This is a genomic window from Streptomyces sp. NPDC007084, assembly GCF_040703595.1.
GTDB lineage: Bacteria > Actinomycetota > Actinomycetes > Streptomycetales > Streptomycetaceae > Streptomyces.
The window spans coordinates 20,135-32,943 of the sequence record NZ_JBEYFY010000073.1 but is presented as its reverse complement, the minus strand read 5'-3'; the positions used below and the strand labels follow the sequence as shown (position 1 = coordinate 32,943).

General features: G+C 71.5%; 14 protein-coding genes. 4 read left to right on the top strand and 10 right to left on the bottom strand.

Going from position 1 to position 12,809, the window contains the following annotated elements; translation table 11 throughout:
• The 7 genes from AB0912_RS32655 to AB0912_RS32625 all read right to left on the bottom strand — a co-directional run.
• On the bottom strand, positions 1–566 hold a 566-nt coding region (locus tag AB0912_RS32655; RefSeq protein ID WP_366706317.1), incomplete at its 3' end, for an ATP-binding cassette domain-containing protein.
• The gene (locus tag AB0912_RS32650; RefSeq protein WP_366706315.1) at positions 559–1,488 is read right to left on the bottom strand and encodes an ABC transporter permease; all 930 of its coding nucleotides are present in this window, start codon (positions 1,486–1,488) and stop codon (positions 559–561) included. The genes AB0912_RS32655 and AB0912_RS32650, both read right to left, overlap by 8 nt.
• A 98-nt stretch (positions 1,489–1,586) precedes the next feature.
• Entirely contained in the window at positions 1,587–2,471 is an 885-nt protein-coding gene (locus tag AB0912_RS32645) for a glycosyltransferase (RefSeq protein WP_366706313.1), read from the bottom strand.
• Positions 2,468–3,247 carry a CDP-alcohol phosphatidyltransferase family protein gene (locus AB0912_RS32640; protein ID WP_366706311.1) on the bottom strand — a complete coding sequence of 260 codons (780 nt, stop codon included), beginning with the start codon at positions 3,245–3,247 and terminating at the stop codon, positions 2,468–2,470. Before AB0912_RS32640 ends, AB0912_RS32645 begins: the two co-directional genes overlap by 4 nt.
• Positions 3,225–4,286, bottom strand: a complete 1,062-nt coding sequence (locus AB0912_RS32635; protein WP_366706309.1) for an iron-containing alcohol dehydrogenase family protein — start codon at positions 4,284–4,286, stop codon at positions 3,225–3,227. Before AB0912_RS32635 ends, AB0912_RS32640 begins: the two co-directional genes overlap by 23 nt.
• Positions 4,274–5,026 carry a phosphocholine cytidylyltransferase family protein gene (locus tag AB0912_RS32630; RefSeq protein WP_366706307.1) on the bottom strand — a complete coding sequence of 251 codons (753 nt, stop codon included), beginning with the start codon at positions 5,024–5,026 and terminating at the stop codon, positions 4,274–4,276. The genes AB0912_RS32635 and AB0912_RS32630 overlap by 13 nt, the downstream gene beginning before the upstream one ends.
• Positions 5,023–6,819 carry a DUF5941 domain-containing protein gene (locus tag AB0912_RS32625; protein ID WP_366706323.1) on the bottom strand — a complete coding sequence of 599 codons (1,797 nt, stop codon included), beginning with the start codon at positions 6,817–6,819 and terminating at the stop codon, positions 5,023–5,025. The genes AB0912_RS32630 and AB0912_RS32625 overlap by 4 nt, the downstream gene beginning before the upstream one ends.
• 320 nt (positions 6,820–7,139) lie before the next feature.
• On the opposite strand from AB0912_RS32625, the gene galE reads away from it, so the two are divergent.
• The 3 genes from galE to idi all read left to right on the top strand — a co-directional run bounded on the left by galE (position 7,140) and on the right by idi (position 10,031).
• Positions 7,140–8,117, top strand: a complete 978-nt coding sequence (gene galE, locus AB0912_RS32620; protein ID WP_366706305.1) for a UDP-glucose 4-epimerase GalE — start codon at positions 7,140–7,142, stop codon at positions 8,115–8,117.
• Between the two features lie 162 nt (positions 8,118–8,279).
• Positions 8,280–9,218, top strand: a complete 939-nt coding sequence (locus tag AB0912_RS32615) for a cation diffusion facilitator family transporter (protein WP_366706303.1) — start codon at positions 8,280–8,282, stop codon at positions 9,216–9,218.
• A 219-nt stretch (positions 9,219–9,437) separates the two neighbouring features.
• Positions 9,438–10,031: an isopentenyl-diphosphate Delta-isomerase gene (gene idi / locus AB0912_RS32610; protein ID WP_366706301.1), complete on the top strand. Its 594-nt coding sequence runs from the start codon at positions 9,438–9,440 to the stop codon at positions 10,029–10,031.
• 8 nt (positions 10,032–10,039) lie between these two features.
• Here the strand turns inward: idi and AB0912_RS32605 are convergent, their stop codons facing one another.
• Positions 10,040–10,543: an ATP-binding protein gene (locus AB0912_RS32605; protein ID WP_366706321.1), complete on the bottom strand. Its 504-nt coding sequence runs from the start codon at positions 10,541–10,543 to the stop codon at positions 10,040–10,042.
• Positions 10,544–10,901: 358 nt separating this feature from the next.
• Here AB0912_RS32605 and AB0912_RS32600 point away from each other — a divergent pair, with 358 nt between their 5' ends.
• A complete protein-coding gene (locus AB0912_RS32600; protein WP_366706299.1) occupies positions 10,902–11,645 on the top strand; it encodes an enoyl-CoA hydratase/isomerase family protein in 744 nt (247 codons plus the stop codon).
• Between the two features lie 149 nt (positions 11,646–11,794).
• Here the strand turns inward: AB0912_RS32600 and AB0912_RS32595 are convergent, their stop codons facing one another.
• Positions 11,795–12,346: a GNAT family N-acetyltransferase gene (locus AB0912_RS32595; RefSeq protein WP_366706297.1), complete on the bottom strand. Its 552-nt coding sequence runs from the start codon at positions 12,344–12,346 to the stop codon at positions 11,795–11,797.
• A gap of 116 nt (positions 12,347–12,462) precedes the next feature.
• Positions 12,463–12,666 (bottom strand): MbtH family NRPS accessory protein, encoded by a 204-nt coding sequence (locus tag AB0912_RS32590; protein WP_366706295.1) that lies wholly within the window; start codon positions 12,664–12,666, stop codon positions 12,463–12,465.
• Positions 12,667–12,809: the final 143 nt, after the last annotated feature.

Below are 12,809 nucleotides of genomic sequence, written 5' to 3'. Positions count from 1 at the left end.
GCCTCGTCGATCATCAGGACGTCGTGGTCCTTGGCCGCCGCGATGGAGAAGCGCAGCCGGGCCGCCATGCCGGAGGAGTAGGTCCGCATCGGCAGCGTGATGAAGTCGCCCTTCTCGTTGATCCCCGAGAAGTCGACGATGTCCTGGTAGCGCTCGCGGACCTGCTCCCGGGACATGCCCATCGCGAGCCCGCCGAGGATGACGTTCCGCTCACCGGTCAGGTCGTTCATCAGGGCCGCGTTCACGCCGAGCAGCGAGGGCTGGCCGTCGGTGAAGACCTTGCCCTTCTCGGCCGGGAGCAGGCCGGCGATGGCCCGCAGCAGCGTCGACTTGCCGGAGCCGTTCGACCCGATCAGGCCGACGGCCTCGCCGCGGTACGCGGTGAAGGAGACGCCCTTGACGGCGTGCACCTTGCGCACCCCGCGCTCCTCGCCGCGCTTGACGATGCGGCTGAGGGCGGCGGTGGCGCTGCCCTTGCCGGTCTTGGCGCCGTTCACCCGGTAGACGATGTGCAGCTCGTCCGCGATGACGGTCGGGATGTGCGACCTCTTCTCCAGCTCAGCCACGGCCGTACCTCTCCTCAGCCTTCCAGAAGTACACGAAGCCTCCCAGCGCCACCACGACGGCCCAGAAGACGGCGATGGCCCAGACGTGCGGGGGCAGGTTGCCGGAGCCGTAGCCGTCGATGAGCGCGAAGCGCATCAGGTCCATGTAGACGGCGGCCGGGTTCACCTGGAGCGCGCGGGCGACCCACTCCGGGCTCTCGGCCAGCATGGTGCTGATGGAGAACATGACACCGGAGGCGTACATCCAGGTGCGCAGGATGAACGGCATGAGCTGGGCGAGGTCGGGGGTCTTGGCGCCCATCCTCGCCACGATCAGCGCGAGGCCGGTGTTGAAGAGGAACTGCAGGACCAGCACGGGGAAGATCAGCAGCCAGGACAGGCCCGGGTAGCTGCCGAAGCCGATCGCCACGAGGAACAGCACGATCATCGAGAACAGGAGCTGCTGGAGCTGCTGGAGGGCGAAGGAGATCGGCAGCGAGGCGCGCGGGAAGTGCAGCGCGCGCACCAGGCCGAGGTTGCCGGAGATGGCCCGGACGCCCGCCATGATCGAACTCTGCGTGAAGGTGAAGACGAAGACGCCGGTCACCAGGAACGGGATGTAGACGTCGTGCGACATCCCCTTGTCGGCCTTCAGGATCAGGCCGAAGATCAGGTAGTAGACGAGCGCGTTCAGCAGCGGCGTCGCCACCTGCCAGAGCTGGCCCAGCTTGGCCTGGCTGTACTGGGCGGTGAGCTTGGCCTGGGAGAAGGCGAGGATGAAGTGCCGCCGGCTCCAGAGCTGACGAACGTACTCGGCCAGGCCGGGCCGGGCACCGCTGACCGCGAGCCCGTACTTGGCGGCCAGCTCGGCCGCGGAGAGCCCGTCATCGGGCGACGGTCGGTCGCTCACCGCGACACCGCCGTCATGCGTTGTCTCACTCACAAGTGGAAACTTTCGTCTTCAAGATGCGCACAGCCGGATCGGGCAGAGGCGAGCGCCAGGAGCCTCGGGCGGCCCGGACGCTCTCGGAATCGAGCTTGTCAGACGACGGGAGGTCGGCCCAGTCGAGTCAGCCGCCACACCGTACGCCACTTCATCGGACGGCGGGGTCCGCACGGGCTGGTCCAGCCCTCCCGGAACCCGCCGAACCAGGCCCTCAGCGCCGCCCGCGAGGGCCGGCGCAGCAGCGTCAGGAGCATCCAGACGCCGAGGTAGACCGGGACGAGGAGGGCGGGGAGGTTGCGGCGGGCCAGCCAGACGCGGTTGCGGGCCACCATGCGGTGGTACACCGCGTGCCGCGAGGGGGCGGTCGTCGGGTGGTACAGCACCATGTCGGACCGGTAGTCGATCATCCAGCCGGCGTCCAGCGCCCGCCAGGCGAGGTCGGTCTCCTCGTGGGCGTAGAAGAACGCGTCCGGGAGTCCGCCCACCTCGGCGAGGACCTGGGTGCGCACGGCGTTGGCGCCGCCGAGGAAGGTGGTGACGCGCGAGGAGCGCATCGGGTCGGCGGCGCGCAGCCGGGGCACGTGTCGGCGCTGGGTCTCGCCCGTCTCCGGGTCGGCGATGCGGAAGCTGATGATGCCGAGGCGCGGGTCCTCGGCGAAGGCGCGGCGGCACAGCTCGGCGGTGTCGTGGTGGGCCAGCAGTCCGTCGTCGTCCAGGAAGAGCAGGACGTCGACGTCGGTGCCGCCGGGGCCGAAGGCCTCGATGCCGACGTTGCGTCCGCCGGGGATGCCGAGGTTCTCCGGCAGTTCGACGGTCCGTACGCCCGCGGGGACGTCGGGGACCGGCGAGCCGTTGCCGACCACGACCACCTCGACGCGGTCGCCGTCCTGCTTGGCGACCGAGTCGAGCAGGGCCCGCAGTTCCTCGGGGCGGTTGCCCATGGTGATGACGACCGCGCCGACCTTGATGCCGGTGCTCATTTCAGCCTGCTCGACGCGAGGATGGACACGAGGTGCAGCAGGGTCTGCAGGACCGCGACGGCGGCGAGCACGGCGGTGCCGAGGCGGGTGAAGAAGAGGTCGCCCCTGATCTGGTCGGCGATCGCGAGGACCACGATCAGCAGGGTCGCCTCGATGCCGAGGATCAGCCGGTGGAACTTGAGCGCCGCCGCGGCCCGGCGGGCCAGTGCCATGCCGGAGGAGCGGGGCTCGGACGCGGACTCCTGTACCGGGGGCAGTCCGCCCTGGTGGCGGGCGACTCCGACGAGGTCGGTCTCGGCCTTGACGAGGATCGCGCCGAGGGCGGCCAGGGTGCCGAGGAAGGCCCACAGCCAGTCGATCCGGCCGTCGCCCCACAGGTCGGCGGCGCGCAGACCGAGGCCGACGAGGACCGCGGCGTCGGTCAGATAGGCGCCGACGCGGTCCAGGTAGACCCCGCCGAGGGAGAACTGCTTCTTCCAGCGGGCGACCTCGCCGTCCACGCAGTCGAGCAGCAGATAGAGCTGGACCATCACCAGGCCGAGCACGGCGCCCGCGATCCCCGGCACCAGCAGGGCCGGGGCCGCGAGCACGCCGCACAGGGTCATCAGATAGGTGAGCTGGTTGGGCGTGATCCTGGTGTTCACCAGGTAGCGGTCGCAGCGCAGCGAGATCTCTCGCATGTACAGGCGTCCCGCCCAGTGCTCACCGCTGCGCCGGTCCTTCACCCCGGCGGGGTGAACGACGGGGCGGAGTTCAGCTACTGATGGCCTTGGCATAGTCGGAGTAGATGTCCTTGATCTGGTGGGTTTTCAGGTCGAGGTGTTCGAGGATCGTGTAGCGCCCGGGCCGGGTGCGCGGGGCGAACTCCACGACCTGGACGAACTCGTCCACGGTGAAGCCGATCTCCTCGGGCAGCACCGGCAGGCCGTGCCGGCCCAGTACCTCGGCCATGTACGCGGCCTCCTCGTGCGCCCCGCGCAGGTACATCGCGAAGGCCGCGCCCAGGCCGCACTGCTCGCCGTGGCTCGCCGCGCGCTGCGGGAAGAGGAGGTCGAAGGCGTGGTTGATCTCGTGGCAGGAGCCCGAGGCGGGCCGGGAGTCGCCGGAGATCGACATCGAGATGCCGGTGAGGACCAGCGCCTCGGCCAGGACCTGGAGGAAGTCGTTGTCGCCGACCCCGCCGGGGTGGCGGAGCACGGCCTCGCCCGCCTGCCGGGCCATCGCGGCGGCGAGACCGTCGATCTTCTCGCCGTTGACGCGGTTGGCCAGCTCCCAGTCCGCGATCGCGTTGATGTTGGACACGGCGTCGCCGATGCCCGCCCGGACGAACCGGATGGGCGCCTCGCGGATCACGTCGAGGTCGATGACGACCGCGATGGGGTTCGGCACACCGTAGGAGCCGCGGCCCGCGTCGTTGTCGAGGGTGGCGACCGGCGAGCACAGTCCGTCGTGCGCGAGGTTGGTCGGCACGGCGACGAGCGGCAGCCCGACCCGTGCGGCGGCGAACTTCGCGCAGTCGATGATCTTGCCGCCGCCGAGGCCCACGACCGCGTCGTAGTGCCCCGAGCGCATCTGGTCGGCCAGCCGGATCGCGTCGTCGAGCGTTCCGCCGCCGACCTCGTACCAGGTGGCGCCCGGCAGGGCCGGGGTGAGGCGCTCGCGGAGCCGGGCGCCGGAGCCGCTGCTGACCGCGACGGCGATCTTCCCGGAGTGGGAGATGCGCTCGTCGAACATGACGCTCGCCAGATCGTCCAGCGCACCCGCGCGGATGTCGACCACGACCGGCGAGGGGATGAGCCTCGTCAGTACCGGCACGCGATCACACGCCCCTTGGCCAGGTCGTCGTGGTTGTCGATCTCGACCCAGTCCACCTCGCCGATCGGGGCGACGTCGATCTGGAAGCCGCGGTCGACCAGCTCCTGGTAGCCGTGCTCGTAGAACTGCTGCGGGTCCTTCTCCCAGACCGTCTTCAGCGCGTCCGCCAGCTCGTCGGCGGCCGAGCCCTCGATGAGCGTGACGCCGATGTACTCGCCGGTCGCCTCGGCCGGGTCCATCAGCTTCGTGATCTTGCGGACGCCCTTGTCGGGGTCGACGACGACCTTCATCTCCTCGTCGGCGAGGTCCTTCACGGTGTCCAGGGCGAGGATGATCTTCTTGCCCTCGCCGCGCGCGGCCAGCAGCGTCCGCTCGACCGACACCGGGTGGACCGTGTCACCGTTGGCGAGGATCACGCCGTCCTTGAGGGCGTCGCGCCCGCACCACAGGGAGTAGGCGTTGTTCCACTCCTCGGCCTTGTCGTTGTCGATCAGCGTGATCTTGAGGCCGTACTTCTCCTCCAGCGCCGCCTTGCGGTCGTACACGGCCTCCTTGCGGTAGCCGACGATGATGCCGACCTCCTTCAGGCCGATCTCCGCGAAGTTCCCCAGCGTCAGGTCCAGGACCGTGATCGAGTCCTCCGCGCCCTCGGGACCCACCGGCACCAGCGCCTTGGGCAGAGTGTCGGTGTAGGGACGCAGACGCCGTCCGGCGCCGGCCGCCAGCACGAGGCCGATCATGCGGGTTCTCCTTCATCGTGTACGGCGGGGGCCCCGGAGGACACCCAGAAACGGATGCTCTCGACGAGCACCAGCAGCGCCACGGCCACGGCGAACACCGTGAGCGCGACCTTGAACTGTGCGGCGGTGAGCAGCGCGGCCAGGACGGTGACCAGCAGCGTCCTGCCTTCGTGCCCGCCGGTCGCCCGCACCAGCCAGTGCGGGGGGGCGCCGGCGTTTCCGCGGATGCGGTACACCGTGTCGTAGTGATGGTAGGCGACCGCGGCCACCAGGCCGAAAGCCGCCGGAAGGGCTCCGTTCACGTCCGCTTTGGCCGCCAGTACCAGCACGGTGAGGTACTCCGCCGCCCGGTAGAAGGGCGGAACAAGCCAGTCCAGGGCGCCTTTCAGCGGTCTGACCAGAGCGACCGGGGACAGCAGGACGTACACGGCGGCGCCGAGGACCGGCCACCAGCTTCCGTAGGGGGCGAGTGCGGCGCAGATCACGACGAGCGCCCCGGCGGCGAAGGCGAGGACGGCGGGCGCGCGGCGCGGGACACCGCGGGCGACGCGGGCCAGGAGTTCGGCGAGCGGGCCGGAGTCGGTGAGGTCCACGAGGGCCTGGGCGGCACGGTCGGTGCGGCGGGCCTTGCGGGTGAGCGAGCGCAGTACGCGGCCGGCGGTGGTGTAGGCCGCGGCGAAGGCGCAGCCGGCCAGCAGCGCGTAGAAGGTGATGCGGGGGGTGGTGAACGCGGTGAGGACGGCGATCATCGCCCAGCGTTCGCCGATGGGCAGGACGATCATCCGGCGCACCCAGACCGTCCAGCCGACGCTGTCGAGCTTGTCGGAGAGGGCGGCGGTGGGACTGGTGTTGGCCGTGGCGTCGTGGTTCGCCTCGTTGAAGGAGAAGTCCACGACGTGCCGGCAGGTCTGCAGGATCATCGCGCCGAGCGCGAGCGCCCATACGTCGTCGCCGCCGCGGGCCGCGCCGAGGGCGAGGCCCGCGTAGTAGGCGTACTCCTTGGCGCGGTCGAAGGTCGCGTCCAGCCAGGCGCCGAGCGTCGAGTACTGCAGGGAGTAGCGGGCGAGCTGTCCGTCCGTGCAGTCGAGGACGAAGGAGAAGAGGAGGAGCAGTCCGGCGGCGACGAAGCCGGGGCGGGTGCCGGTGGCGGCGCAGCCGGCGGCGATCAGCGCGGTGATCAGCGACGCGGTGGTGACCTGGTTGGGGGTCAGGCCCCGGCGGGCGCACCAGCGGGCGATGTAGCGCGAGTACGGGCTGATGCAGTAGGTGGTGAAGAAGCCGTCGCGGGCCTTGACCGCGCCGCGCAGCCGGACCGCCTCGTCGTCGACGGCGGCGACGGCCTGCCGGGCCTCGTTGCGTTCCTGCGGGTCCTCGGGGACCACGGCGACGAGGGTGCCGAGTTCCGGGCGGTGCAGGGTGACGTCGTCGGCGTCGAGGGCGGCGGCGAGGCGTTCGGCGAGGTTCTCGGTGGTGACGGCCAGGCCGCCGCTCGCCGAGCTTTCCCGGGCCACGGCGCGGGTCAGCGCCCGCCGGGCCTCGGGCTGTACGGCGACGGCGCCGGGCAGCGCGGAGGCCGCGAAGCGGGGATCGGTGAGGCCGAGGCGCAGGGCGTGCTCATGCCCCACGAAGCGGGAGTCGACGACGGCGACCCGCTCGTTCGCCGGTACGGCGGCGAGCAGGGTCTCGGTCTCGCCCGCGTCGGAGGCGAACCGCACGTCGAAGCCCAGCGACCGCAGATCGGCTTCGAGCGACGATCCGGGGACCGGCTGGCCGGTGAGGATGGCGGTCGACAGCGAACTCACTCCCTGGGTGCCGGCGCGGCCTCGCGCCGGGCGTGTGCGTGGTGGGAAGACCCCCGGCCTGCAGAGGCGGCCCGGGCGGCGTGTCGGCAGAGGCTATCGGATGAACGGAAGCGGGCGTTCACCGCCCGTTCACGGCCCGATCAACCGGTTCTGCGTGGCCGCGCCGCGATCATCATCGGGGATCGCGGTCCCCGCTCACAAACCCGCGTGCACGGATCAGGGCATACACGGCATGAGGTCCGACACCCCCCGCCGGCCCCCGGAGCGGGGCAGGGCGGACACCCCGCGCGACCGGCATAGGGTTGGCGTCCATGACTTGGCTGATCACCGGCGGAGCCGGATACATCGGGGCACATGTGGCACGGACGATGGCGGAAGCCGGGGAGCGTGTGGTCGCCCTCGACGACCTCTCGGCCGGGGTGCCGAGCCGGCTGCCGGAGAGCATCCCGCTGGTGCGGGGCTCCTCGCTGGACGCCGATCTGCTCAAGCGGGTGCTGGCCGAGCACGCGGTGACGGGTGTGGTGCATCTCGCGGCGCGCAAGCAGGTCGGCGAGTCGGTGGAGCAGCCGACGCGCTACTACCAGGAGAACGTGGGCGGCCTCGCGACCGTGCTGGACGCGGTCGCCGGGGCGGGCGTCAAGCGCTTCCTCTTCTCCTCGTCGGCGGCCGTCTACGGCAACCCCGATGTGGATCTCATCACGGAGGACACCCCCTGCGCCCCGATGAGCCCCTACGGCGAGACGAAGCTCGCCGGGGAGTGGCTGGTGCGGGCGACGGGCCGGGCGCACGGCATCGCCACCGTGTGCCTGCGCTACTTCAACGTGGCGGGCGCGGCCTCGCCGGAGCTGGCGGACACCGGAGTGTTCAACATCATCCCGATGGTCTTCGACCGGCTGACCCGGGGCGAGGCCCCGCGGATCTTCGGCGACGACTACCCGACGCCGGACGGCACCTGCGTGCGCGACTACATCCACGTCGCCGACCTCGCCGACGCGCACCTGGCGGCGGCCCGGCTGCTGGCCGGCGGCGCGAGCGGTGACCTGACGGTGAACATCGGCAGCGGGCAGGGCGTCTCCGTACGGGAACTCGTGACCCTCGTCTCCGAGGTGACCGGTTCCACCCGGCAGCCGGTCGTGGAGCCGCGCCGTCCCGGCGACGCGCCGCGCGCGGTGGCCTCGGCGGCCCTGGCGGGCGAGCGGCTCGGCTGGAGCGCGCGGCGCGGCGTGTCCGAGATGGTCGAGTCGGCCTGGCAGGGCTGGCTGCACCACCACCCGGACGCCACCGCCTGATGATCTTGCCAACGCTCTGACCTGCGGATCGTTTCCGCAGGTCAGAGCATATGACAACGGTGTTCAGTGCCGCGTTGCCCGGTGGACGGTACCCGTAGTTCACTGTGACTCCGGGCCCGCTGTTGTGCTGGTTCCGGGCGACGACACGGGAGGCGGCTTTCCATGGGGGCTGGGCACGACCACGGGCACACGCACGGCGCTCCCCCGACCGGTACGGCCGCCGCCGCGTACCGCGGGCGGCTGCGTGTCGCCCTCGGCATCACGCTCACCGTCATGGTCGTGGAGATCGTCGGCGGTCTGCTGGCCGACTCGCTCGCGCTGGTCGCGGACGCGGCGCACATGGCGACGGACGCGCTGGGGCTCGGCATGGCGCTGCTCGCGATCCACTTCGCGGCGCGGCCCCCGAGCCGCAACCGCACCTTCGGCCTGGCCCGCGCCGAGATCCTGGCCGCGCTCGCCAACTGTCTGCTGCTGCTCGTCGTCGGCGGCTATGTGCTGGTCGAGGCGGTGCAGCGGTTCGTGACGCCCGCCGACACCCACGGCGGGCTGGCCATCGTGTTCGGCGCGATCGGCCTGGTGGCCAACTCGGTGTCGCTGATGCTGCTGATGCGCGGACAGAAGGACAGCCTCAACGTGCGGGGCGCCTTCCTGGAGGTGGCGGCGGACGCGCTGGGCTCGGTGGCGGTCATCCTCGCGGCCGTGGTGATCATGACCACCGGGTGGCAGGCCGCGGACCCCATCGCGTCGATCGCCATCGCCCTGATGATCGTCCCGCGCACCTGGAAGCTGCTGCACGAGACGCTCGACGTGCTGCTGGAGGCGGCCCCCAAGGGTGTCGACATGGCGGAGGTCCGCTCCCACGTCCTGGCGCTCGACGGTGTCGAGGACGTCCACGACCTGCACGCGTGGACCATCACCTCGGGCATGCCGGTGCTCTCGGCCCATGTGGTCGTCAGCTCGGACGTGCTGAACGCCATCGGCCACGAGAAGATGCTCCACGAACTCCAGGGCTGCCTCGGTGTGCACTTCGACGTGGAGCACTGCACCTTCCAGCTGGAGCCGAGCGGCCACGCGGAGCACGAGGCGAAGCTCTGCCACTGACCTGGCGCGGTCGAACATCTGTTGGCCCTCGTCCCCGACGATTCCCCGCGGGCGGCATCGGGCACGATGAGGTGTCCAGCGGCTTTCGGCGTCCGACCCATGCCGGCCGCGTGTGCCGTTCCGGCCTGCCGGGGCGGCACACGCGGGAGCCGCGAAGTGCCGGGAGTGCCGGTTTCGTACGGCAGACTTGGGGCTCGAAGACCAATGCGAAGGATGGGTATGCCGATCACACCTGCCACCGCGACGCACAGTTCGTCGAACGGCACCGTTGAAGCGATCTTGCTGGAACTGGTCGACGAGGACGGCAACACGATCGGTACGGCGGAGAAGCTCGCCGCCCACCAGGCGCCGGGGCAGTTGCACAGAGCGTTCTCGGTGTTCCTCTTCGACGAGCAGGGCCGGCTACTGCTCCAGCAGCGCGCCCTCGGCAAGTACCACTCCCCCGGCGTCTGGTCCAACACCTGCTGCGGCCACCCGTACCCGGGTGAGGCGCCCTTCGCGGCGGCGGCCCGGCGCACGTACGAGGAGCTGGGGGTGTCGCCGACGCTGCTCGCCGAGGCGGGCACGGTCCGCTACAACCACCCGGACCCGGACTCGGGTCTGGTGGAGCAGGAGTACAACCACCTCTTCGTCGGCATGGTGCAGTCCGCGCCGCGGCCCGACCCGGAGGAGGTCGGCGCGACGGCGTTCGTGACCGCCGCCGAGCTGGCCGAGCGGCACGCGAAGGACCCGTTCTCGTCGTGGTTCATGACGGTGCTGGACGCCGCCCGTCCGGCGGTCCGGGAACTGACGGGGCCGTCCGCGGGCTGGTAGCGGACCGGCTAGACGGCACCCGGGGTGAGCGGCAGGGCGGCCCAGATCACCTTGCCGCCGCTCGCGGTGTGCTCGACGTCGCACGCGCCGCCGGACTCCCGGGTGATCTCGCGCACCAGCAGCAGGCCCCGGCCGCCGGTCTGGCCGTGATCGGCCTCCAGGGCGGTCGGGCGGTAGGGGTGGTTGTCCTCGACGGACACCCGCACCCACTCGGCTCCGACGGCGACCTCGACCGCGAGCATCGGCGAGAGGAGCGCCGCGTGCTTGACGGCGTTCGTGACCAGTTCGGAGACGATCAGCAGCAGTCCCTGGACGAGTTCGTCCGAGACCGGGACCTGCTGGCGGGCCAGCAGATCGCGGACGGCGTGCCGCGCCTGCGGCACGGAGGCGTCGACGGCGGGCGCGGTGAAGCGCCACACCCCCTCGTACGGCAGCGGTTCCGGCGTTCTGACGCCGGGCGTCACGCCCCCGCCTTCGGGGCTCGGGTCGGCCCCCCGCCCGAGGTTCTCCATCGTCGGGTCGCCACCCTTGCGCTCGATTGTCACCACACGTCGAGTGTTGATAACGCGCTGGTCCGTACCGGAGAACTGAACTGAAGTCAGCGACTATCGACGCCTTCTGACCGTCGACGCGCGGAACGGACGCTTTCCCGACCGTTTCCGCCCGGCTTCTGGCACCTTCCGAAACTCTTCGGGTTGTACGGGTTTGTCCCGGAGCCGACCTGAATCGTTCCCGGCGCTCCTCTCCTCGCTCCAGGCCCGCTTCCGGGCCGTCGTGCGGGCCCTCGTGCGGCCCGTCGTCGGGGCCGTCGTCCGGTCGCGTTCCGGCCTGCTTCCGGGCCGCGTGCGGGGGGTCGGTAGCATCCGGCCCATGGAGCCACGGCTGTCCCACCACGTCGGCGACGGAGTCGCCACCGTCGTCATCCGCCACCCCGCCAAGCGGAACGCCATGACGACCGGGATGTGGCGGGCGCTGCCGCCCCTGCTGGACGAACTGGCCGTCCGGCCCGACGTGCACGCGCTGGTCCTCACCGGCGAGGGGGACACGTTCTGCGCCGGGGCCGACATCTCCACCCTGCGGGAGTCCCCGGAGGAGGCGCAGGGGCTCGCCGTGCTCGCCGAGGAGGCCCTCGCCGCGTTCCCGAAGCCGACGCTCGCCGCGATCCGCGGTTACTGCGTCGGCGGCGGCGCCCAGCTCGCGGCGGCCTGCGACCTCCGGTTCGCGCGGGAGGGCTCGCTGTTCGGGGTGACCCCGGCGAAACTCGGGATCGTCTACCCGGCCTCCTCCACCCGGCGGCTGACCGCCCTGGTGGGTCCGTCCACCGCCAAGTACCTGCTCTTCTCGGGCGAGTTGATCACGACCGAGCGCGCCCTGCGCACCGGGCTGGTGGACGAGGTGCTGCCCGAGGGCGAACTCGACAAGCGCGTCGGGGAGTTCACCGGGGTGCTGGCCGCGCGTTCCCTGCTGACGCAGGCGTCGGCGAAGGAGTTCGCGAACGGGCGTGCCGACCGGGACGCGTACTGGGCGGAGCAGGCACGCGGCGGCGGCGACACCGCGGAGGGCGTCGCCGCCTTCCTGGAACGCCGGCAGCCGCGCTTCACCTGGACACCGTGACCCGGCGCCGGGTCCCTGCCGATACCAATGCCGGTGCCGGTGCCGCTACCGACGCCGGTGCCGGATGAGGCACCGGCCGTCCTCGGGTCGCCCGTTTCCGGGGTGGCCGCCGACGGACCCGGGCGCCCTCGTCACCGGTTCACCGCTCGTCAGTGGTCCACCGGGCCGGCCCCCTCGCGCGCGGCTGCCGCCGTGCCGCGCGAGGTGGGCACGACCACCAGTTTCGTCACCGATCCGTCGTCGCCCACCACGTCACGCACGTGCCGGAAACCGAGACGCTCGCACATCGCCAGGCTTGCCTTGTTCTCCGCGCCGACCATGCCGTAGGCCTCGCTCACGCCGAGGTTGTCGGCGGCGTGGCGCAGCAGCCCCTCGACCGCCTCGCCGCCCAGCCCCCGGCCCCAGTGAGCGGGGGCGAGGGCGGTCACGAGTTCGTAGCCGGGGACGTTGCCGGTCTTCTTCACCTCGGCGTGGCCGATGTAGGCGCCGTCGAGCCACACGCCCCAGATGTCGAAGAGCCGCCGCGGATAGATCTCGGTCAGGATCAGCTGGAACAGCGCGCGGATATCGGGTTCGGGCACGCGTTCCTGGCCCATCCACCGGCAGACCTCCTCGTCGCGCAGGAGCGCCACGAAGAGGTCCTCGTCCTCGGGCCGGTACGGCTGGAACCGCAGGCGTGCTGTGCGCAGTACGGGAGACAAGAGGTGCTCCTCATGGTCGCCGGGAAGCAGGTGGGTACAGGAAGGGACCGCCTCGGGCGGGAGGGGACGCCGGGCCGGTCGGGCGACCGGTCCGGCGTCCCCGCGCGGTACGGGAGTCAGGCCCCGGCGCCTTCCATCCGCTCACGCAGGCTGCGCGGGCGCATGTCGGTCCAGACCTCGTCGACGTAGGCGGAGCACTCGTCCTCGGTGCCCTCCTTGCCGACGGGCTGCCAGCCCGCGGGCACCTCGATGTCGACCGGCCACAGGGAGTACTGCTCCTCGTCGTTGCGCAGCACCTGGTAGCGGGTGTTCTCGTCCATGTCACGTTCCTCCGGGGTCGGTTGGTGTTCTGCGGACAGGCGGGGCGGACAGCCGGGGCGGCCGCCGGCCGGTCCGGTGCGCGGGGCGGACAGCCGGGGCGGCCGCCGGCCGGTCGGGGGTGCGGGGCGCCCGGGGGCCGCGC